The sequence below is a fragment of the Actinoplanes xinjiangensis genome, from assembly GCF_003148685.1.
In the GTDB taxonomy this organism is placed as follows: domain Bacteria; phylum Actinomycetota; class Actinomycetes; order Mycobacteriales; family Micromonosporaceae; genus Actinoplanes; species Actinoplanes xinjiangensis.
The window spans coordinates 313,788-333,718 of record NZ_QGGR01000009.1 but is presented as its reverse complement, the minus strand read 5'-3'; the positions used below and the strand labels follow the sequence as shown (position 1 = coordinate 333,718).

At 71.0% G+C, this 19,931-nt stretch carries 21 protein-coding genes; 14 read left to right on the top strand and 7 right to left on the bottom strand.

Going from position 1 to position 19,931, the window contains the following annotated elements; translation table 11 throughout:
- Nucleotides 1-8 precede the first annotated feature (8 nt).
- The 13 genes from BC793_RS22275 to BC793_RS22215 all read left to right on the top strand — a co-directional run bounded on the left by BC793_RS22275 (nucleotide 9) and on the right by BC793_RS22215 (nucleotide 11,554).
- On the top strand, nucleotides 9-203 hold the full coding sequence (locus tag BC793_RS22275) for an LxmA leader domain family RiPP (RefSeq protein WP_109595187.1): 195 nt from the start codon (nucleotides 9-11) through the stop codon (nucleotides 201-203).
- Between the two features lie 70 nt (nucleotides 204-273).
- Nucleotides 274-456, top strand: coding sequence for an LxmA leader domain family RiPP (locus BC793_RS22270; RefSeq protein ID WP_109595185.1), 183 nt, complete (start codon nucleotides 274-276; stop codon nucleotides 454-456).
- 146 nt (nucleotides 457-602) lie between these two features.
- Nucleotides 603-806: an LxmA leader domain family RiPP gene (locus BC793_RS22265; RefSeq protein WP_109595183.1), complete on the top strand. Its 204-nt coding sequence runs from the start codon at nucleotides 603-605 to the stop codon at nucleotides 804-806.
- A 38-nt stretch (nucleotides 807-844) separates the two neighbouring features.
- Entirely contained in the window at nucleotides 845-1,027 is a 183-nt protein-coding gene (locus BC793_RS22260) for an LxmA leader domain family RiPP (RefSeq protein ID WP_109595181.1), read from the top strand.
- Between the two features lie 67 nt (nucleotides 1,028-1,094).
- A complete protein-coding gene (locus tag BC793_RS22255; protein WP_109595179.1) occupies nucleotides 1,095-2,114 on the top strand; it encodes a methyltransferase in 1,020 nt (339 codons plus the stop codon).
- 11 nt (nucleotides 2,115-2,125) lie between these two features.
- Nucleotides 2,126-3,016 (top strand): ABC transporter ATP-binding protein, encoded by an 891-nt coding sequence (locus BC793_RS22250; protein ID WP_109595177.1) that lies wholly within the window; start codon nucleotides 2,126-2,128, stop codon nucleotides 3,014-3,016.
- Entirely contained in the window at nucleotides 3,013-4,227 is a 1,215-nt protein-coding gene (locus BC793_RS22245) for an ABC transporter permease (RefSeq protein ID WP_109595176.1), read from the top strand. Before BC793_RS22250 ends, BC793_RS22245 begins: the two co-directional genes overlap by 4 nt.
- Before the next feature lie 28 nt (nucleotides 4,228-4,255).
- Nucleotides 4,256-5,998, top strand: coding sequence for an ABC transporter ATP-binding protein (locus tag BC793_RS22240; RefSeq protein ID WP_109595174.1), 1,743 nt, complete (start codon nucleotides 4,256-4,258; stop codon nucleotides 5,996-5,998).
- A 16-nt stretch (nucleotides 5,999-6,014) separates the two neighbouring features.
- Nucleotides 6,015-6,977: an LLM class flavin-dependent oxidoreductase gene (locus BC793_RS22235; RefSeq protein ID WP_109595172.1), complete on the top strand. Its 963-nt coding sequence runs from the start codon at nucleotides 6,015-6,017 to the stop codon at nucleotides 6,975-6,977.
- Complete coding sequence (locus tag BC793_RS22230) at nucleotides 6,974-7,591, top strand: flavoprotein (RefSeq protein ID WP_203896324.1); 618 nt, start codon at nucleotides 6,974-6,976, stop codon at nucleotides 7,589-7,591. The genes BC793_RS22235 and BC793_RS22230 overlap by 4 nt, the downstream gene beginning before the upstream one ends.
- Nucleotides 7,588-8,484: a phosphotransferase family protein gene (locus BC793_RS22225; RefSeq protein ID WP_109595170.1), complete on the top strand. Its 897-nt coding sequence runs from the start codon at nucleotides 7,588-7,590 to the stop codon at nucleotides 8,482-8,484. Before BC793_RS22230 ends, BC793_RS22225 begins: the two co-directional genes overlap by 4 nt.
- A gap of 14 nt (nucleotides 8,485-8,498) precedes the next feature.
- Nucleotides 8,499-10,892 (top strand): M16 family metallopeptidase, encoded by a 2,394-nt coding sequence (locus BC793_RS22220; RefSeq protein WP_109595168.1) that lies wholly within the window; start codon nucleotides 8,499-8,501, stop codon nucleotides 10,890-10,892.
- The gene (locus BC793_RS22215) at nucleotides 10,889-11,554 is read left to right on the top strand and encodes a GOLPH3/VPS74 family protein (RefSeq protein ID WP_109595166.1); all 666 of its coding nucleotides are present in this window, start codon (nucleotides 10,889-10,891) and stop codon (nucleotides 11,552-11,554) included. Before BC793_RS22220 ends, BC793_RS22215 begins: the two co-directional genes overlap by 4 nt.
- A 45-nt stretch (nucleotides 11,555-11,599) precedes the next feature.
- On the opposite strand, the gene BC793_RS22210 is transcribed toward BC793_RS22215, so the two are convergent.
- Nucleotides 11,600-12,577 (bottom strand): Gfo/Idh/MocA family protein, encoded by a 978-nt coding sequence (locus BC793_RS22210; RefSeq protein WP_109595164.1) that lies wholly within the window; start codon nucleotides 12,575-12,577, stop codon nucleotides 11,600-11,602.
- A gap of 93 nt (nucleotides 12,578-12,670) precedes the next feature.
- Here BC793_RS22210 and BC793_RS22205 point away from each other — a divergent pair, with 93 nt between their 5' ends.
- Complete coding sequence (locus BC793_RS22205; RefSeq protein ID WP_109595298.1) at nucleotides 12,671-13,441, top strand: NUDIX hydrolase; 771 nt, start codon at nucleotides 12,671-12,673, stop codon at nucleotides 13,439-13,441.
- A 300-nt stretch (nucleotides 13,442-13,741) separates the two neighbouring features.
- Here BC793_RS22205 and pstB read toward each other — a convergent pair whose 3' ends face one another.
- The 6 genes from pstB to BC793_RS22175 form a co-directional block, all read right to left on the bottom strand.
- Nucleotides 13,742-14,518: a phosphate ABC transporter ATP-binding protein PstB gene (gene pstB, locus BC793_RS22200; protein ID WP_109595162.1), complete on the bottom strand. Its 777-nt coding sequence runs from the start codon at nucleotides 14,516-14,518 to the stop codon at nucleotides 13,742-13,744.
- Between the two features lie 14 nt (nucleotides 14,519-14,532).
- Nucleotides 14,533-15,618, bottom strand: a complete 1,086-nt coding sequence (pstA, locus tag BC793_RS22195; RefSeq protein ID WP_109595160.1) for a phosphate ABC transporter permease PstA — start codon at nucleotides 15,616-15,618, stop codon at nucleotides 14,533-14,535.
- Nucleotides 15,615-16,685 (bottom strand): phosphate ABC transporter permease subunit PstC, encoded by a 1,071-nt coding sequence (gene pstC, locus BC793_RS22190; RefSeq protein WP_109595158.1) that lies wholly within the window; start codon nucleotides 16,683-16,685, stop codon nucleotides 15,615-15,617. Before pstC ends, pstA begins: the two co-directional genes overlap by 4 nt.
- A 40-nt stretch (nucleotides 16,686-16,725) precedes the next feature.
- A complete protein-coding gene (pstS, locus tag BC793_RS22185; protein ID WP_109595156.1) occupies nucleotides 16,726-17,817 on the bottom strand; it encodes a phosphate ABC transporter substrate-binding protein PstS in 1,092 nt (363 codons plus the stop codon).
- Nucleotides 17,818-18,052: 235 nt separating this feature from the next.
- The gene (gene mshD, locus BC793_RS22180; RefSeq protein ID WP_109595154.1) at nucleotides 18,053-18,934 is read right to left on the bottom strand and encodes a mycothiol synthase; all 882 of its coding nucleotides are present in this window, start codon (nucleotides 18,932-18,934) and stop codon (nucleotides 18,053-18,055) included.
- 15 nt (nucleotides 18,935-18,949) lie between these two features.
- Complete coding sequence (locus BC793_RS22175) at nucleotides 18,950-19,666, bottom strand: winged helix-turn-helix transcriptional regulator (RefSeq protein ID WP_109595296.1); 717 nt, start codon at nucleotides 19,664-19,666, stop codon at nucleotides 18,950-18,952.
- Between the last annotated feature and the right edge of the window lie 265 nt (nucleotides 19,667-19,931).

Sequence of the window (19,931 nt, the reverse complement as noted above, 5' to 3'; positions counted from 1 at the left end):
AGTCCTCCATGGACAAGAACACCGAGATCGTCGACCTGGTCGCGCAGTACGAGACCTACGCCGAGGCGAACGAGCTCAACCTGTCGGCGGCGTCGGACGCGCCCGCCACCTCCCCGGTCTGCGCCGCCTCGGCGGCCAGCTCCACCTGGTGCGCGGCCGGCGCGAGCGCCGTCTCGGGCGCCACCTACGAGTTCGTCTGCTGACGAACTTCCCACCCCATCCATCAATCCATCAGTCCATCCAGCAACACCCATCACAGAAAGAGGTAACCCCATGGAGCAGATCGAGACCGTCATGGAGCTCGTCGCCAACTACGAGGCCTACACCACCGGCGCCGAGGAGCTGGCCGTCTCGGCCGCGGCCGACGCCCCCGCCACCAGCGCCCCCTGCGGCGCGGCCGGCGTGAGCTGGATCGTCAGCCAGTTCTCCGGCAAGACCATCTCGGAGGGCTGCTGAGGCACGGGCCCCGGGTGGGGCGGCGGTCCGCCGCCGCCACCACCCGGCCCGGCCCGGCCGGTGAGCTGAGTGCCGAGGGCGAGTACACGCACCCTCCGCCGTCAGCTCAACGGGAGCTGCCGATCCATCACCGAAGGGAATCCACCATGTCGAACCACATCGAGAACACCGAGATCGTCGACCTCGTCGCGCAGTACGAGACCTACGCCGAGGCGAACGAGCTCAACCTGTCGGCGGCGTCGGACGCGCCCGCCACCTCCCCGGTCTGCGCCGCCTCCGCGGCCAGCTCCACCTGGTGCGCGGCCGGCGCGAGCGCCGTCTCGGGCGCCACCTACGAGTTCGTCTGCTGACGAACCCCCCACCAGTCGAGAACGAGAGAAGGAGACCCATGGAGAAGTCCGAGAACCTCAGCGAGCTGATCGAGGGCTACCTCGTCTACAGCGAGACCGACGAGCTGAACGTGGCAGCTGCCGCGGAGGCCCCCGCGACGACCGCTCCGTGCGCCGCCGCCGCCACCGCCAGCTGGATGGTCAGCCAGTTCTCCGGCAAGACCATCGCGGAAGGCTGCTGACGCAGCATCAGGCACGGGGTGCGGCCCCACTCGGGCCGCACCCCGCCCGAACCCAAGGACGGAAGAGATGTCGACCACCACGCTCACCCACCATGAACGCCTCCGGGCGTTGACCGACCTGCTGACCCCGTCGATCATCCGGGCCGCCGCCACCCTGCGGTTGGCGGATCACATCGCCGCGGGAGTCGACCGTACGGACGCGCTGGCCGAAGTGACCGGCACGATCCCCGAGCTGCTCGACATGCTGCTGCGCCGGCTGGCAGGGCTGGAGATCCTGAACCGGGCCGAGGACGGCACCTACACTCTCGCGCCGCTCGGCGAGCCGCTGCTCGACACCGACCCGTCCGGGATCCGTGGTCTGCTCAGGATGGACGGCCTGTTCGGCCGGCAGGACCTGGCCCTGGTCAACGTCCTGCACACGGTGCGTACCGGCCAGCCCAGCCACGCCGCCGTCTTCGGCGCCGGCTACTGGCAGGACATCAACCACAACCCCGAGTTCATCGAGGCTCTGGAGCTCAACGCCCGCAACCCGATCGGCTGGGACGCGAGCATCATCGTCGAGGGCTACGACTGGTCCGCCGTGCGCAGCGTCACCGACGTCGGCGGCCACGGTGGAGCGCTGCTCATCGAGCTGCTCCGCAGCCACCCGCACCTGACCGGCCGTCTGCTCGACCTCAAGAACGTCGCCGAGGTCGGTGGCCGCGCCATCGCCGACGCCGGGCTGGCCCACCGGGCCGAGGCCGTGGTCGGCAGCTTCTTCGAGCCGCTGCCCACCGGCACCGACGTGTACCTGCTCTCCGCAATCCTGGCCGACTGGGACGACGAGCAGGCCATCACGATCCTCCGCAACTGCGGCCAGGCGGCCGGCCCCGGCGGCAAGGTGCTGCTCGCCGAGGTCAACCTGCCGGTCGGCGTGACGGGCAGCCTCGAGACCGCCGGCTTCGAGCTCTACCTCCGGGCGACCATGCCCGCCCCGGTCCGCAGCGTCGAACAGCTCGAGCGTCTCGGTGAGGCGGCCGGGCTGCGCGTCAGCTGGCGTGGACCGGTGACCCAGGTGCGCTCGCTGCTCGAGTTCACTCTCGCCTGAGGAGCCACACCATGCTGAACTTCGATCGAGTGGTCAAGAGCTTCGGCCCCAAGCGGGTGCTCAACGAGCTCAGCCTCACGGTACGTCCCGGAGAGCTCTACGGATTCTGCGGGGCGAACGGCGCCGGCAAGACGACCGCGATGCGCATCGCCCTGGGGGTGCACCCCGCCGACGGTGGCTCGGTCACCATCGACGGCCGGCCGATCGACGCCGAACTGCGGGCCCAGATCGGCTACATGCCCGAGGAACGTGGGCTGTACGCCAAGATGCGTCCCGTCGACCAGCTCGTCTACCTGGCGAAGCTGAGTGGCGTACGCCCGGACGAGGCGTCTCGGCGGGCCGCCGAGTGGATCGAGCGGCTCGGCGTGGTGATGTCTCCGAAGGACCCGCTGGAGAAACTGTCGCTGGGCAACCAGCAGAAGGTCCAGCTGATCGCCGCGCTGATGGCCGAGCCGCGGGTGCTGGTGCTCGACGAGCCCTTCTCCGGGTTGGACCCGGTGGCCGTCGACGCGATGGCGGACGTGCTCCTGGAGCAGGCCCGCAAAGGCATCCCGGTGCTCTTCTCGAGCCACCAGCTGGATCTGGTCGACCGGCTCTGCGACCGGATCGGCATCATCCGCGGCGGCCGGATCGTGGCCGAGGGCACCGTCGGCGAGCTGCGCGCCAAGGTCGCCGGGCGGCTGCTGCAGATCTCCCTGCAGGGCGCCGAGGCGGGCTGGCCGGAGAACGTGCCGGGGGTCCGACGCGTCGACGACCACGACGGCCTCGTCTCGTTCGAGCTGACCGCCGGCACCGATCCGGACGACGTCCTGGACGCGGTCCGCCGGCTGGGCCGGATCGAGCACTTCGGCTGGCGCAACCCCTCCCTGTCCGACATCTTCCGCGAGGCGGTGACCGCATGAGCGTCGACGTCCGTACCGAATCGGTCCACGTGACGACCTCCCCTTCGACCACTACGACGCCGCCGCGCGCCCGGACGCTCGCGCTGATCCGCGCGGTGGCCGGCCGGGAGATCTCCCAGCAGCTGCGCAACAAGAACTTCTGGTCCTCGCTGCTGGCGACCGTCATGCTGGCCGCGATCAGCCTGGGCCTCACCACCCTGCTCGACCGGGACACCGAGCAGCCGACCGTGGCGGTACTGGCCGGTCAGGGCGCGCTCACCGAGGCGCTGCGGGCACAACTGCCGGTGACCGAGCTGCCCGACGCCGAGGCTGTCCGCACGGCCGTCCGCGAGCAGAAGGCGGACGTGGCGATCATCGGCGACGAGATCGTGGTGCTGCGCAAACTGCCCGACGACCTCGGCCGTACCCTCGCCGACACCTTCCGTACCGTCACCTATCAGGAACGTCTCCGCGCGCTGAACGCCGCACCCGCCGACATCGCCCTGCCGGCGATGCGGGTGACCGCCCTGGACGCCGACGCCGCGCGGGTGCAGCAACGCACCATCACCGCCGGCGTGGCGGTGATCGCCCTGGTCCTGCTCATGTTCATGGCCGGCCTCGGCATCGCCCAGGGTGTCGCCGAGGAGAAGTCGAGCCGGATCGTCGAGCTGCTGCTGGCCAAGGTCACCCCTCGTCAGCTGCTGATCGGCAAGATCCTCGGGCTGGGCGTGGCGGCCCTGGTGCAGATCTCGGTGATGCTCGGCCTCGCCCTGGTCGGCGCGACCGTCGCCGGGTTGTTCACCGCGCCCGCCGAGATCCTCGGCACCGCGCTCAACGTGCTGCTCTGGTTCATCCCCGGCTACCTGCTCTTCGTCACCCTCTACGCGGTGGCCGGCTCGCTGGCCTCCCGCCAGGAGGACGTCAACCACGTCACCGGCCCGGTCAGCATGATCCAGATGGCCACGACGATCGGCCCGATCCTCGCCATCACGGCGCCGGCCTCTCCGGCTCTGGCCGTGGTCTCCATGATCCCGGGACTCTCCTGGGCCGCCATGCCGGTCCGCATGGCCTACAGCTCCGTGCCGTTCTGGCAGGTCGCCGTCGCTCTGGCGCTGACCGTGGCCGCCGTCGGGGTCCTGCTCGCCATCGGCAGCCGGGTCTACACCGGGGGGCTCCTCCAGTACGGCGGCGTCATCAAGGTTCGCCAGGCCCTTCGCGCGGCCCGGCACTGACACCCCTCACACAGGAAGGACCGTCGTCATGCCCGAACGGCTCAAGATTCTCCGGGAACTGACCCGCGGCCGCGGGATCCAGGTGGCGCTGATCGCGATTCTGGTTCTCGTCTCCACCAGCTCGTCACTGGCCGTACCGATGCTGGTCGGCCGGCTGGTCGCGGCGATTCAGTCGGACGAGGCGCTGCTCGGGCTGACCGGGCTGCTCATCGCGACCGGACTCGGCACCGCCGCGGCCGGCGCCCTGGCCACCTTTCTGCTGGGCCGGATGGGCCAGCAGTTGATCTACCGGTTGCGGGTCCGCACCGTGGACCACTCGCTGCGACTGCGGATGGCCGACATCCGCCGTCAGGGCAGCGGCAACCTCGCCGCACGGCTCACCATGGACGCCGCCCGGCTGAAGGCCCTCATCGACATCGGTCCGATCCAGCTGCCGATGGCCGGGGTCACCCTGCTCGGCACGCTGATCATCATGGGCCTGCTGGACTGGGTCCTGCTGCTGATCACGCTCGCCGCGTTCGCGGTGGCGGCGACGATCGTGGTGGTCGTGGTGCGCCGGCTGCGCAGCACCTACCAGAACGTGCAGATCGAGGTCGGCGGCTTCGTGCAGCGGTTCGTCAGCGTGATCGAGGCGATCACCGTGATCAAGGCGAACCGCGCCGAGGCGATCGTCGGGGAGCAGCTCGCCGAGAGCGCCGCCCGGCTGCGTGACCTGGAGACCAAGGCCGCGCGGATGGAGTCGCTGATGGTCCCGGTGATCAACCTGGGTCAGCAGATCGCGCTGGCGGCGGTGGTGATCGGCGGTGGCGCCCGGCTGCTCAGCGGGCACCTGACCCTGGCCACCTTCGTCTCCTTCCTGCTCTACCTCCTCCAGCTCGCCGCGCCGCTGCTGATGGCCGCGTCCGGGGTGACCGGCCTGCAGATGGGCCTGGCCGCCCGGGAGCGGTTCGACGAGATCTTCGCCCTGCCCCGGGAGGACCGCGACGACCTGGCCGACGTCATCGTCCCGGCGTCGCCGCGCCCGGTCCGGCCCGCCTCCGCCTCCGCCGTCGAGTTCGACCAGGTCACCGCGGGGTACGACGCACGACCCGTCCTGCGTGACGTCTCCTTCGCCGTACCGGCCCGTGGCCTCACCGCGGTCATCGGCCTCTCCGGCTCGGGCAAGAGCACGGCGCTGAACCTGATCCTCCGTTTCCTCTCCGCCGAGCAGGGCCGGATCTCGGTCTTCGGCGAGCCGGTGCACAGCTGGCGACTCGACCGGCTGCGGTCCGAGATGGCCTATGTGGACCAGGCGGCGACCCTGCTGCCGGACAGCATCCGTACCAACCTGACGCTGGGTTCGGAGCACCCGGCCGACGACGCCGAGCTGCGGGCCGCCCTGGACCGGGTGGGACTGCTCGACGAGATCGGCCACCTGCCGGACGGCCTGGACACGGTCCTCGGCGGTGAGGTCGACCTCTCCGGCGGCCAGCGCCAGCGGCTCGCCCTGGCCCGGGCGCTGCTCTCCGGCTCCCGCCTGATCCTGCTGGACGAGCCCACCTCGCACCTGGACGGCGTCAACGAACACCGGCTCCGCGAGGTCGTCGACGAGCTGGCCACCGACCGTGCGGTCCTGGTCGTCGCACACCGGCTCTCCACCGTGCGGGAGGCCGACCACGTGATCGTCCTGGACAACGGCCGGGTCGCCGATCAGGGCAGCCACCAGGAGCTGCTGAACCGCTGCGAGCGCTACACCGAACTGGTCGACGCGCAAGCGCTGGCCCACGCGTGAGCCCGGGAGGATTCCGATGAGCACCTATTCCATCCTGATGCCGTTCGCACCCACCCGCCCCGAGCAGGCGCTGCCCTTCGGCGCCTTCGCCCAGTGGAGTTCCGCCCACCGGCTGTGGCAGGGACAGGCGACCCTGCACGAGCCGCACCACACCTTCACCCACCTCGCCGCCAGCGGGTTCCGGATGCCGGTCGGGCTGGGCGTGACGCTCATGCCGTTCCGTCACCCGTACGACGCCGCGATACAGGCCCAGTCCCTGGCCGTCACGATGGGGCACCCGGTGGTCGCCGGATTCGGGCCGGGGGCCACGGTCCTGCAGGAGGGGCTGCTCGGTGCGCCGTACCGCAGCCAGCTCCGGGCCGTCCGGGAGTACGTCACCATCGTCCGGGGCCTGCTCGACGGTGAGCCGGCACCGCCGCCCGGCGAGTTCTTCACCTGCAAGGCCCGGCTGACCAGAGTGCCCCGCCCGCCGGTCGAGGTCGGCCTGGGCGTGCTCCGGCCGGGCATGGCACGGGTGGCCGGCGAGACCGCCGACGTGGCGATCACCTGGCTGACGCCGGCGTCGTACCTGAGGGACACCGTGATCCCGGCGCTGCGGGAGGGCGCCGAGTCGGCCGGGCGGCCCACCCCACGGGTGGTGGCGATCGTGCCGATCGCCCTGGACCGGCCCGGATCGGACCCGCGTGACGCGGTGCTGACCGCCAACTCCGGGCACCTGTCGCTCCCGCACTACCGGGACATGCTCAGCCGCAGTGGCATCCACGTCGACACCGCGGATCCGCGGACCGCAGCCGAACAGGTCCTCAAGGGCGGGGCGTTCCTCGCCGGGACCTCCGGGCAGGTCGCCGACCGGCTGCGCGAGTTCGCCGACGCCGGAGTCGACGAGATCGTCCTGAACACCACCGCGACGTACGCCCGGTTCGGTGTGAAGCCCGCTTTGGAGGAGTTGGAGAAGGTACTGAGGGAGGTGTCGTCATGACCGATCTCGCCGGACCGCAGGTGCCCGTGCTGGACATCCAGCGACTGGTGCTGGTGGTCACCGGATCGGCCGCCGCCGCGGGCATGCCGTTCTGGGTGTCGTGGCTGCGGACCCAATACCCCGAGCTCCAGGTGACCACCGTGGTGACCCGCAGCGCCCAGCGCTTCGTGACCCGGGCCGCGCTGGCCGGGCGCACCCACGGTGAGGTGCTCATCGACGAATGGCCGCCGGACGAGCACCGGGCCCGCCACGTGGAGCTGGGCGAGTGGGCCGAGGCGTTCGTCGTCTACCCGGCCACCCTGCACTTCATCGCCCGGCTCGCCCTGGGCCTGGCCGACTCGCCGGCACTGCTGGCCGCCCAGTGCACTGCGGCGCCGATCGTGATCGCGCCGGCGCTGCCGCCCGGCGGCATGTTCAGTGCCGCCTTCCGGTCACATTGGAGCACGCTCTCCACCAGGGAGAACATCGTGCTGGTGGCGCCGCAGACCGGAGTCAGCCTGACCACCGGGCGAGCCGAGGCATGGGCCCCGCCGCCGCTGCCCGAGGTGCTGGAGCATCTCGCCGAGCACCGGCTGCGGCTGGTCACACCGGTGGTCCGGACGGTGCCGTCATGAGCATCGACACCTCCCCCCGGCACGCCGGGGAACGGGGCACGGCACTGCTGCGGACCGTCGAGGTACGTGGACCGGGCGGCATCGGCGTGCGACGCCGGCTGCCCGGCCCCCGGGCCCCTCGCCCGTTCGTGCCGCCGACGCCCGGTCTGCATCGCACACTGGCCCGGATCCGGGTTCCCGGCGACGCCCGGCTGGCGCTGGCCCGACCCCGCGGCGACGCCCGGGTCTACTACGTGGACGGTGGCGAGACGGTCGCCAAGGCGCTACTGGCCCGCGGTCCGGTGCCCGAGCTGGTGGAACCGGTGCGCAGCCTGGGCCGGCTTCTGCGGGCAGTGCACGCGGTGCCGGCGCCGGCCGAGCTGGCCGGCGAACGCCCGCCCGGGCTGGACCGGCTCGGCGACTGGCTGTCCGGCCGCCACCGGCAGGCCTACCCGGCATACGCCGAGGCGGTGGTCCGCCGCCGCCTGGGCCCGGCCGGCTGGGCGCTGGTACGCGACCACTACGAGCGGCTCTCCGCCGGGCAGACCGGCCTGGTGCACGGGGCCGCCGGGCTGGGCGCGATGATCGTCGGCTCGGCGCAGGGTGACGTCCTGCTCACCGGCGAGGACCTGGCCGTCGGCGACTGGCGGATGGACGTCGGCTGGGTGATCGGCGAACTGGTCGAGCTGCGCTGGCAACTGGGCGGCGACGGCCCCTCCTGGCAGCGGCTGATCCAGGCCCTCCTCGACGGGTACGGCCGTGACCTGGGCACCGACTGGCCGATGATCGCCGTCCTCCGGATCCTCCTGCACGTCCACGACATCGCCTCGTACGTCGACTGGTTCCAGGCCGGGTTCGACCACTACGCCGGCTTCGTCGCCTTCCTGGTCGGGCTGGCCTCCGACCCCTCTTGAGAAAGGGCAGTTCGATGCGTACCCGTACTCTCGGCAATGGTCTTCGTCTTCAGATCGTGCACGTGCCCGGCGCGCTGCGCACCGGGATCGCCCTGCACTACGGCGTCGGTTTCCGCTCGGAGCGCCCGGGGCAGGAGGGCCTGGCCCACCTCTTCGAGCACCTGATGTTCCGGGGCAGCGCGAGCCTGCCCGACGGCCGCTTCTACGACCACATCAAACGCTGGGGCGGCGCCGCCAACGGCACCACCCACCAGGACTACACCGACTACTACCAGGTGACACCGCTGGTCGCCCTGGAGGCCTCGCTGTTCGCCGAGGCCGACCGGATGCGGTCGCCCCGGTTCACCGCGGCCGGGCTGGCCGAGCAGATCGAGGGCGTCGGCACCGAGATCGACGAGGCGCTGCGGGGCCGGCCGTACGGCGGTTTCCCCTGGCCGCTGCTGCCGTCGGCGCTCTTCGACGGGCACGCCGACGCCCATGACGGGTACGGCGAGCCGAGCCGCCTCGCCGAGGTCACCCTGGACCGGGTCGAGGACTTCTTCGACGCCCACTACACACCCGGCAACGCCGTTCTCACGGTGGCCGGCGACGTCGACCCGGACCACGTCGAGGCCCTGGTCGAGCGGCACTTCGGCGACATCCCGCCGCGCCCCGCGCCGACCGTGCCGGAGAATCCCGCACCGGCGCTGACCGCGGACCGCCGGCTCACCACGACCCGCCCCGGCATCCCGCTCACCGCCCTCGCCCTCGGCCACCCGCTGCCCGGCCCGGAACAGGACCTGGAGGGCTACCTGGCCCACCTGGTGCTGGGCCGGATCACCGCCCGGCACGGCGCCCGGCTCGGCCTGCACAGCCTCTCCGCGGGCTGCGGCTTCTTCGGCGGATTCGACGCGCGTACCCCCGACGTGCTGATCACCGCGGGCCTGCTAGCCCCGGACCGGGAGCCGGACCGGGTGATCGACGACCTGCGGGCGCTCTGGCAGGGCTGGGGCGAGCCGGGCGCGGTGGCCGGCGCGGTCCGCCACGTCGTGCCGCTGCTCGTCGCCGAACACCACCGCAAGCACGCCGACATCGGCGAGCACGCCCGGGCGCTCGGCCGGTTCGCGCTGCTCTTCGACGACCCCGGCCTGCTGGCCCGAATCCCCGGCGCGCTCGGTGCGCTCACTCCGGAGACGGTCGCCGCCACCGCCCGGCGGCTGGCCGGCCGGCCGCACGCCGCGCTGGTGATGGCCCCGGCGGTCGTCACGCCGCGACCCCGGCCCGGAGCCCGTCCGCTGCCCGCGCCCGGCCCCCAGCTGACCCCCGATCTCGGCCCGGTACGCGACCGGGTACTCCCCCGGGGGCTGCACGTGGTGGCCGCCCCGGACGGCCGGGCCCCGCTCGCCGAGGCCCGCCTGCGGCTGCCGGTCGGCGACTTCGACCCGTCCGCGGTCGGCGCCTGGGTACGCTCCGCGGCCACCCGCGCCCCGCTGGCCGAACGTCTCGGCGGCGCCCTCACTGTCACCGCCGACGCGCACTGGCTGGACCTCAGCGGGTACGTTCCCCGGCACCGCGCCGGCGAACTGCTCGACCTCTTCGGCGCCGTGCTGGACGTACCGGCCGGTCCGGCCCCCGCGTTCACCACCGCGAACCCGGAACACGAGATGGACATCGCGCTGCGCCGGCACTGGCTCGGCACGCCCGGGCCCGGCCCGTTCGTCCCGCCGCTGTCCGCCGGTGTCCTGACCGTGGTCGGCGCCGACCCGCGGGCGGTCCTCGAAGCCGCGGCCGTCCTCGACCGGGCGGACGCCGTCCCGGCCCCGCGCCCCGGTACCGCCCGGCCCGGCACGCTCGTCCTGAGCCGGGACGGTGCGACCCGCGTCCACATCACCGTGAGTGTCGCCGAGCCGGACGGCGGCCCGTCCGAGGCGGCCCGCTTCCTCGCCGCGGCGGTGGTCGGCGGCGGCCCGGACGCCCGTGTCCCGGCCCGTGCCACGCTCGGTGACTATCACGCGCGTACCGGCCGGGACGTGGTCGGGAACTTCGCCCGCGCGTACGTCCGGGCCGAATGCGCACCGGATCAGCTGGCCGGCGCGCTCGACGATCTGGCCGCCGAACGGCAGCGGCTGCACGACGAGCCGCTCACCGCCGCCGAGATCGATCCACTCCGTGAATACTGCGCGGCCCAGCTGCTGGCCGCGTTCGACAGCCCGGCGACCTTCGCCGACCTGCTGTCCACTCTGGTCTCCGGCGGGCGCGACGCCCGCTGGCTGCAACAACTTCCGGGCCTGCTGGGCAAGGTGCCCGCCGAGGAGGTCGCGGAGGCCGCCCGAATCCTGTACGGCTCGACCGAATCGTGCATTGTGGTAGACGGCCCCGCCGAATCCGTACGTGTCCTGTCCCCCGATTTCGAAGGAGCCGAACGATGAGCACACTCGCTGAAGACGTCCTGCAGTTGGTCTTCGACGACAAGACCGGCCGCTCGGTGATCAACCAGACCTACCTGGACTCGGTGATCGCGGGCGCGCTCCTGCTCGACCTGATCCGCCTCGGCCGGGTGGTGCCGGGCGAGCCGGAGGGCCGCGACGGCAAGAAGCGCGCGGCGATCGTCACCGACCGCACCCCGACCGGCGACCCGCTCCTCGACGCCGCCCTGGCGACCGTCGCGGAGAAGCCACGAACCCTGAAGAAGGCGGTGGAGGCGCTGGTCAAGGGCAACCGGAAGGCGGTCATCGAGCGTCTGGTGGAGCGGGGCATCCTGCGCCACGACCGGACCCGGGTCCTCGGCATCTTCAAGCTCACCAGCTTCCCGGCCGCGGACACCGAGAACGAGGCCGCGCTGCGCCGGGACCTGGCCGCCGCGCTGCATCAGGGCGCCGAGCCCGACTCGCGTACCGCCTCGCTGATCGCCCTGCTGCACTCGGTGAAGTCGCTGCCGAAGGTGGTCGGCGGTGACAAGGCCGAACTCAAGGCCCGTGCCGACGCGATCGTCTCGCGGAACCCCGCCGACGACGCCGTCCGGGAGGCGGTCAAGCTGGTGTGGACGGACGTCGAGATGAACGCGGCCGCGGTGGCCGCCGCGGCGACCTGACCCGAAGGTGTGGGAGGGGCCGTGGCCCCTCCCACACCCGGTCGGTCAGTAGGTGACGCCGATCTGCTCGCGCAGGGCGTCCAGCAGGGCCATCACCTCGAGGGTGGTGTGGTGCGAAACGATCGGGCTCTCCAGTTCACCGGCCAGCAGGGCACGCTGCACCTCGGCGGCCTCGTACTGGTAACCGCTGCCCTCGAACGGGAACTCGAACGTCTCCGGCGCCGTGTCCGGCCGGTGCAGCGTGAACGAGCGCGGCACGAAGAAGCCGGCCGGCAGATCGATCCGCCCGGCCGTACCGGTGATCGTCGCCGCGTTCCGGCTGGCGCCGTTGATGCTGCAGGTCAGTGCGGCCACCGCCCCCGACGCGTAGCCGAGCAGCACACCGGTGTTCTCGTCGACCCCCTCCGGGGTCAGGTGCGCCCACGCCTGGGCCGACGCCGGCACGCCCAGGATGGTGTGCGCCAGGTGGATCGGGTAGACACCCAGGTCGAGCAGCGCGCCGCCACCCAGCGCCGGATCACGCAGCCGGTGCGACGCCTCGAACGGCCCCTGCAACCCGAAGTCGGCGTGGATGGCACTGACGTCCCCGATGGCGCCCTCGGCGACCAGCTGGGCGATCCGCCGGATGGCCGGGTTGCAGCGCATCCACATGGCCTCCATCAGGAACACCCCGCGGGTGTGCGCCGCCTCGACGATCAGTGCCGCCGACGGCAGGTCCAGGCTGATCGGCTTCTCCACCAGGACCGCTTTGCCCGCCTCGATGCAGAGCAGCGCCGCCTCCAGGTGGAACGCGTGCGGCGTGGCCACGTAGATCACGTCGACGCCGTCGTCGGCGGCCAGCTCCGCGTAGGAGCCGTACGCCCGCGCGAAACCGTGCCGCTCCGCGAACGCCTGCGCGCTCGCCAGGTTCCGAGAGCCCACCGCGGCCAACTCGGCGCCCGCCACGAGCGGTAGATCCGCGGCGAATGTGCTGGCGATCCCGCCGGGGCCGAGAATCCCCCAGCGCACCTTCTGTCCCATCATGATCGCTACCGTATCGCCCGGACCGCGCCCGGAGGCACGATCGTCCGTGACCTGACCGCCCTCCGGTGCCAGGATCAGGCGGTGACCGACTCGATGCAGCTTCCGCCCGCCATGTCACAGCGCGCCCGCGAGTTCACCGGCCCACCGGCCGAGGCCCGTCCGGCCGCGACCGTGGTGCTGCTGCGCCCGCACGGCGACGGCTTCCAGGTGTACGTCCTGCGCCGCGCCTCCACCATGGTCTTCGGCGGTGTCTACGCCTTCCCCGGCGGCGTCGTCGACCCCTCCGACAGCCCGTCGACGATCCGTACCGACTGGTCCGAACGTCTCGGCGTACCCGACGACCAGGCACGGGCCGTCGTCGGCGCCGCCGCCCGCGAACTGTTCGAGGAGGCCGGCATCCTGCTGGCCGGCCCGCTCGCCGAACCCGACCGCACCGTCACCGCCACCGGCACCCCCGACTGGGAGGCCGACCGGGCCGCCGTCGCGCGCCACGAACTCACCATGACCGATCTGCTGGCCCGCCGCGGCCTGCGGCTGCGCGACGATCTGCTGTTCCCCTGGGCCCGCTGGATCACGCCGGACTTCGAACCCCGCCGCTACGACACGTGGTTCTTCGCAGCCCTGCTCCCGGACGCCCAGACCGCCCGCGACGTCTCGGGCGAGGCCGAGGGCACCGCGTGGATCGCGCCGTCCGCCGGCGACCTGCCGATGCTGCCACCCACCCGCCGGACCCTCGACCAGATCGCCGCCTGCCCCACCATCCCCGACGTGGTCGCCGCGTCGGCACACCGCGACGCCGCGACGCCGCTCAACCCCCGCATCGAGGTCACCGCGGACGGCCAGGTCACCGTCCACCTCCCTTAGTTTCTCCGGTACGGGCCACCCCGCCCCGCCGTGCCACATGGGCCCCGTGACCACGCCGCCCCCGGGCCACGACGCGAGGTCGGCGCCACTTGAGGCCCCCAGCGCGCCGCACGGGCAGGTCCGTGGCTCACCGGCTGGTTCCCACCGCTGTTTCGAAGGGCTCGAGACAGCGGTGGGAACCAGCCGAAACAACCCGGCTGGGCGGCACCGCTGTTCGCGTGCGGCGAGGAGTGGCCCGTACCGAAAAAAGAACGCCGGCCCTCGCAACGCGGGGGCCGGCGCTCGAACGCAGAGTTCCGATCAGCCGAAACGACCGGTGATGTAGTCCTCGGTCTTCTTCTGCGCGGGGTTGCTGAAGATCTTCTGGGTGTCGTCGTACTCGATCAGGCGGCCCGGGTCGCCGGTCTTGTCGATCGAGAAGAAGCCGGTCTTGTCGCTGACCCGGGCGGCCTGCTGCATGTTGTGCGTGACGATGATGATCGTGAAGCGGTCCTTCAGCTTGAACATCAGGTCCTCGATCGCCAGCGTCGAGATCGGGTCGAGCGCGGAACACGGCTCGTCCATCAGCACGACCTGCGGCTCGACCGCGATGGTGCGGGCGATGCAGAGACGCTGCTGCTGACCACCGGAGAGGCCGGCGCCCGGCCGGTCCAGGCGGTCCTTGACCTCGTCCCACAGGTTCGCCGACCGCAGCGACTTCTCGGCCGCCTCGTCCAGGATCGCCTTCTTCTTGACGCCGTTGAGCTTCAGGCCGGCGACCGCGTTCTCGTAGATCGACATCGTCGGGAACGGGTTCGGCCGCTGGAAGACCATGCCGATCATGCGGCGGACCGCGGTGACGTCCACATCCGGGTCGTAGATGTTCTGGTCGTCGATCGTCAGGCTGCCCTCGATGCGGGCACCCGGCAGCACCTCGTGCATGCGGTTGACGGACCGCAGGAAGGTCGACTTGCCGCAACCGGACGGGCCGATCAGAGCGGTGATCGTCTTCGGCTCGACGGTCATCGAGACACTGTCGATGGCTTTGAAGGAGCCGTAGTAGGAGGAGACGTTGCTCGCCTCGATGCGCTTGGCCATGGATAGCACCTTCTTTACCGGGACAGTTTGTTGCGGCGGGCGAGCAGCTTGGCGGCGACGGTCAGGATCAGGACCAGTGCCACGAGGGTGAGCGCGGCGGTCCAGGCGCGGTCCGGCGCGTACCGGGAGGCGTCCCCGGCCTGCTGATAGACGAACAGCGAGAGAGACTGCTGGTTGCCACCGAACGGGTCGAAGTTGATCGCCGCGGCACCACCGGCGACCAGCAGGACCGGCGCGGTCTCGCCGGCCGCACGGGCGACGGCCAGCATGATGCCGGTGACGATGCCGGGCAGGGCGGTCGGCAGGACCACGCTGAGGATCGTCTTCCACTGCGGGACGCCGAGCGCGTACGCGCCCTCCCGCAACGGCCCCGGCACCAGGCGCAGCATCTCCTCGGTGGACCGGACGATCGTCGGCAGCATCAGCACCGCCAAGGCCAGGGCGGCGGCGAAGCCGGAGAAACGCGGCTGCCCGTTGTTGAACCACGGGCTGACGATGAGCACCCAGAACGACAGGATGAACAGACCGGCCACGATCGACGGGATACCGGTCATCACGTCGACGAAGAAGCGGACCGTGGTGGCGAACTTGCCCCGGCCGTACTCGACCAGGTAGATCGCTCCCAGCACGCCCAGAGGGACGGACATCAGGGTGGCGATGCCGACCTGCTCCAGGGTGCCGATGATGGCGTGATAGGCGCCGCCCTCGGGGTCCCGGGCGCCGATGTTGTTCATCGACGTGTTGAAGAAGTCGGCGTCCAGGCGCCCGATGCCCTTGGAGACGAGCGTCCACACCACCGACGCCAGCGGCAGGATCGCCAGGACGCAGGCCGCATAGATCAGCGACTTCATGGCCCGGTCGCGGGCGGCCCGCCTACCCTCGATCCGGCCGGCCACGACGTTCAGGCCGACCAGGTAGAAGGCGGCGCCGAGCACCACGACCAGCACCCAGTTGCCGATGGCGAGGCCGAACACGACCGCGGCGGCAACCGCGAACGCGCCGGCGGCGATGGCCAGGTTGACGGCGACCGGAAGCGTCCGGCTCCGGATGTTGTCCGGCGTCATGACGACGCCCGGAACCTCACGATCCAGCAAACTCATGCGGCGGCGTCCCGGAACTCGCGACGGCGGTAGATGATCGCCCGCGCCGTCATGTTGACCACAAGTGTGATCGCGAAGAGCACCAGACCGGAGGCGATCAGCGCGCCACGGCCGGTGTCGTTGGCCTCCGCGAAGGAGTTCGCGATGTTGGCGGCGACCGAGTTGCCGCCGTTCTCGATCAGGTTGAACGAGATGTCGAAGGCGACGCTGAGGGTCAGCGCCAGGGCGATCGTCTCGCCGAGGGCACGGCCCAGACCCAGCATCACCGCGGCGATCACGCCGGGCTTGCCGTACGGCAGGACCGCCGTCCGCACCATCTCCCAGCGGGTGGCGCCGAGCGCGAGGGCCGCCTCCTCGTTCATGCCGGGGGTCTGCTGGAAGACCTCGCGGGACAGCGAGGTGACGATCGGCAGCACCATGATCGCCAGCACCAGGCCACCGAGCATGATCGACTGACCGAACGGGCCGTCGCCGCCGAAGAGCGGGATCCAGCTGAAGTACTTGTTGAGCCAGATCGAGAAGTCGCGGACCGGCTCCTGGAAGACGTCCCGGCCCCAGAGACCGAAGACGACACTGGGTACGGCCGCGAGCAGGTCGATCACGAAGCCCAGCGGCGTGGCCAGCCGCTTGGGTGCGTAGTGCGACAGGAACAGCGCGATACTCAGCGCGATCGGCACCGCGACGACCAGCGCGATGATCGAGCTGAGCACGGTGCCGAAGGCCAGAGCCGCGATACCGAAGGACGGCTGCGTGTCGTTCGGCGCCCACTCGAACTGGGTGAGGAAGTTCCCCGTGTTGGCCTGGAGAGCGGGAACCGCCTTGGAGATCAAGAAGACGGCGATGGCGACGATGATGACCAGCACCATCGCACCGGAGGCCGTGGACAGGCCCCGGAATCCCGCCTCGATCGAGAATCGGGCCTTCTTGGGCAGTGCGCCACCGCCACCGCGCGGAGGCTCGTCGAAGTTACTCGGAGAACCGCCGTAGCCGGCGCCCTGGGCGTGACGTGGAGTCACGCTCAGGTCGCCGGCGGTGGAGTTCACCGAGCGGGAGGGGTAGTCACCCATCTGCGCGCTCGCTGTCGTCTCGGAGGGATTGGCGGGTACGTCAGGCGATGGTGGCGACGGACTCGGCGACCTTGGCCCGGAGCGACTCCGGCAGCGGGGCGTAGCCCAGCTCGGAGAGCTCCTTCTGGCCCTCGGTGCTCGAGGTGTACTTCAGGAAGGCCTGGACCTCCTTGGCCTTCGCGCTGCCCTTGCTGCAGGCGATCTCGTAGGTCACCAGCACGATCGGGTAGGCGCCCGGGGTCTTGGTGGCGTAGTCGAGGGAGAGGGCGAGGTCGCCGTCCTTACCCTTGATCTCGGCGTTCTCGAAGGTCTTGCCGGCGCTCTCGGCGGACAGCTCGACGTACTCGCCCGCGCCGTTCTTGATCTTCGCGGTCTGGAGGGTCTGGTTCTCGGCGAACGACATCTCGATGTAGGAGATCGTGTTCGCGGTGCTCTTCACCTTGGTGGCGATACCGTCCGACTTCGAGACGGCGGTGCCGCCCGGAGCCTTCCACGCCTTGGCGTTGCCGTAGGTCCAGTCGGCCTCGGCGGTCTTGCTCAGGAACTTGGTGAAGTTGTCGCTGGTGCCCGACTCGTCGGCGCGGTGCACCGTCTCGATGTTGGCGTCCGGCAGCTTCGCACCGGCGTTCTCCGCGGCGATGGCCGGGTCGTTCCACTTGGTGATCTTGCCGGCGAAGATCTTCGCGAGCGTGGCCGACGAGAACTGGAGACCGTCCGCGCCGTCGACGTTGTAGACCACGGCGATCGGGCCGATGACCATCGGGAGGTTGAGGGCCTTGCCCCCGACGCACTTGGCGTCGGCCTGCGGCTGCTCGTCCTCCTTCAGGGCCGAGTCGGACCCGGCGAAGTCGGCGGTGCCGGCGATGAACGCCTCGATGCCCGCGCCGCTTCCGGTGCCCTGGTAGTCGACCTTGGAGTCGGCACACTGCGTCTGGTACGCCTTGATCCACTCGTCCATGGCGTTCTTCTGAGCGGTGGAGCCCTGAGCCGTCAGGCTGCCGCTGACGCAGCTGCCCGGAGCAGCGGACGTGCTGCCGCCCCCAGTGGGCACGTTGTCCGAGCCGCACGCGGTGAGCGCGATCGACGCAGTCAAAGCAATGCCGGCCACGAAACCGGACCGCTGGAGCTTCACAATTTCCCCTTCGGGTTTGCCGCCGGTCTTTCACCGGCTCACACCCGAAAAGCTAAGAAGGCGAAGTGACCGGATCCCCGGTCGCAAATGAACTGGGAGTGAACAGGTAAGCGCCGGAAGGTAGCCATCCTCCGGAATAGAGTTGTCCGTTAAGTGAACTGCGCTCCAGCTACCCGAAATGTCGGTTATTTACGGGCAGTCGTGACCGCAGCGAGACAAGCGCTTGACCGGGCCGTTACCGGCTGTAGTTCACGTCCGTCGTGAAAACCTCGAACCCCAGCCCCCGGTACAGCTTCACGGCGGCGGTGTTCGACTCGTCGACGTAGAGGCCGGCGACCGTCAGCCCGGCCTCGGCGAGATGCTTCAGCCCGGCCACACTCAGCGCGGCGCCCAGGCCGCGACGGTGCCCCGCCGGGTCGACACCGAGCACATAGATCTCACCGACCGCCGGCTCGTCGCCGGACGCCGGGTGCACCTTGGTCCAGTGGAAACCGAGCACGGTGTCGGTGATGTCGACGGCCAACAGGAACCCGGCCGGATCGAACCACGGCTCGGCCTCCCGGCTCAGCAGGTCGTCCAAGGTCCAGCGACCCTGCTCCGGATGGTGGGCGAAAGCCCGCGCGTTCACCCCGATCCAGGCCTGCTCGTCCGAGCCGGGCCGGAAACTGCGCAGCGTCACGCCCTCGGGCAGGGGGATCACCGGCAGGGGCTCCAGCAGTGACCGGCGCATCTGCCACAGCACCCGGGCCCGCTGGAAACCGTGGCCCGCGGCGAAGGCGGCCGCACCGGGATCGTCGCCGTGCGCCCAGAACCGCATCGGGCCCGGACCGGCGGCGGCCAGCAACCCGGTGCCCACCCCAGCCCGCCGGAAGTCGGGATGGACGATCAGCTCACCGGAGGCGTCCTCCAGGAACGCGTAGCCGGCCAGCCGGTCACCGGCATAGGAGAGCAGATGCACGCCCTGATACGGAACGTCGCCGCGAACCCGCAGCACGACGTCCTCGGAGAGCGGGTAGACGCCGTCGACGTGACCGGCGGCCGCGGCCAGGGCCAGCACGTCATCGGCCTCGGACGACGACAGCCGATCCGTGGCACGGACCGGCTGTCGACTCGTCATGAAAGGAACTCCGGCTCAGACCGGAAGGGAGACCGGCTCGTTGTCCGGCAGCTGACGGCCGGACGGCGGGACCACGAACTTGTAGCCCACCTGGCGGACGGTGCCGATCATCGACTCGTACTCCGAGCCGAGCTTGGCACGCAGGCGCCGCACGTGCACGTCGACCGTACGGGTACCGCCGAAGTAGTCGTAACCCCAGACCTCGCGCAGCAGCTGGTCCCGGGTGAAGACCCGGCCCGGGTGCTGGGCGAGGAACTTGAGCAGCTCGAACTCCTTGTAGGTGAGGTCGAGCGGGCGGCCCTTGAGCTTCGCGGCGTAGGTGTCCGGGTCGATGTTGAGCTCGCCCGCGCGGATCGAACCACCGGCGCCGGCGGTCGCGTTGTTGAGACGGCCGACCGCCAAGCGCAGCCGCGCCTCGACCTCGGCCGGGCCGGCGCTGGCCAGGATGACGTCGTCGACACCCCAGTCCGCGTTCAGCGCGATCAGGCCGGCCTCGGTGACGACCGCGACCAGCGGGACGCCGATGCCGGTGGCGTGCAGCATGCGGCAGGTGGCTCGCGCTTCCGAAAGCTCGGAACGGGCATCGACCAGAACGGCGTCGGGGCTGGGCCCGGACACCAGAGTGCGCACGTCACGCGGAGCGGTACGAACCGAGTGGGGAAGAAGGTCCAGGGCGGGCAGTACGGCAGAGGGCTCACCGGCACGTGCCGTGACCAGCAGAAGGATCTCCACACTCACCTCCGTCCTCGCGGCGTTGAGCCGCTCGGGTGACCCGGTCTGCGAAAGCTCGGGGGCTTCGCCACCGGAGATTGGGGCCCGGCGTCACCGACGGGTGGGTTGCGCTCACCTTAACCGATGCATCACGGCTGAGACCCTGGTCGCGCCCGCAAGTGATGTAGAGAACGCCCGGTAGGTGGCCGAACGGTGGATTCGTAACCGGCCTTTTACCCGAGAGGCGAGGCCCCCGCGGCAGCGATTGGGACCTCGGTCACCGGTC

Coding starts and splice junctions, on each gene's coding strand:
- BC793_RS22275 (WP_109595187.1), top strand. CDS start 9: ATGGACAAGAACACCGAGATCGTCGACCTGGTCGCGCAGTACGAGACC.
- BC793_RS22270 (WP_109595185.1), top strand. CDS start 274: ATGGAGCAGATCGAGACCGTCATGGAGCTCGTCGCCAACTACGAGGCC.
- BC793_RS22265 (WP_109595183.1), top strand. CDS start 603: ATGTCGAACCACATCGAGAACACCGAGATCGTCGACCTCGTCGCGCAG.
- BC793_RS22260 (WP_109595181.1), top strand. CDS start 845: ATGGAGAAGTCCGAGAACCTCAGCGAGCTGATCGAGGGCTACCTCGTC.
- BC793_RS22255 (WP_109595179.1), top strand. CDS start 1,095: ATGTCGACCACCACGCTCACCCACCATGAACGCCTCCGGGCGTTGACC.
- BC793_RS22250 (WP_109595177.1), top strand. CDS start 2,126: ATGCTGAACTTCGATCGAGTGGTCAAGAGCTTCGGCCCCAAGCGGGTG.
- BC793_RS22245 (WP_109595176.1), top strand. CDS start 3,013: ATGAGCGTCGACGTCCGTACCGAATCGGTCCACGTGACGACCTCCCCT.
- BC793_RS22240 (WP_109595174.1), top strand. CDS start 4,256: ATGCCCGAACGGCTCAAGATTCTCCGGGAACTGACCCGCGGCCGCGGG.
- BC793_RS22235 (WP_109595172.1), top strand. CDS start 6,015: ATGAGCACCTATTCCATCCTGATGCCGTTCGCACCCACCCGCCCCGAG.
- BC793_RS22230 (WP_203896324.1), top strand. CDS start 6,974: ATGACCGATCTCGCCGGACCGCAGGTGCCCGTGCTGGACATCCAGCGA.
- BC793_RS22225 (WP_109595170.1), top strand. CDS start 7,588: ATGAGCATCGACACCTCCCCCCGGCACGCCGGGGAACGGGGCACGGCA.
- BC793_RS22220 (WP_109595168.1), top strand. CDS start 8,499: ATGCGTACCCGTACTCTCGGCAATGGTCTTCGTCTTCAGATCGTGCAC.
- BC793_RS22215 (WP_109595166.1), top strand. CDS start 10,889: ATGAGCACACTCGCTGAAGACGTCCTGCAGTTGGTCTTCGACGACAAG.
- BC793_RS22210 (WP_109595164.1), bottom strand. CDS start 12,577: ATGATGGGACAGAAGGTGCGCTGGGGGATTCTCGGCCCCGGCGGGATC.
- BC793_RS22205 (WP_109595298.1), top strand. CDS start 12,671: ATGCAGCTTCCGCCCGCCATGTCACAGCGCGCCCGCGAGTTCACCGGC.
- pstB (WP_109595162.1), bottom strand. CDS start 14,518: ATGGCCAAGCGCATCGAGGCGAGCAACGTCTCCTCCTACTACGGCTCC.
- pstA (WP_109595160.1), bottom strand. CDS start 15,618: ATGAGTTTGCTGGATCGTGAGGTTCCGGGCGTCGTCATGACGCCGGAC.
- pstC (WP_109595158.1), bottom strand. CDS start 16,685: ATGGGTGACTACCCCTCCCGCTCGGTGAACTCCACCGCCGGCGACCTG.
- mshD (WP_109595154.1), bottom strand. CDS start 18,934: ATGACGAGTCGACAGCCGGTCCGTGCCACGGATCGGCTGTCGTCGTCC.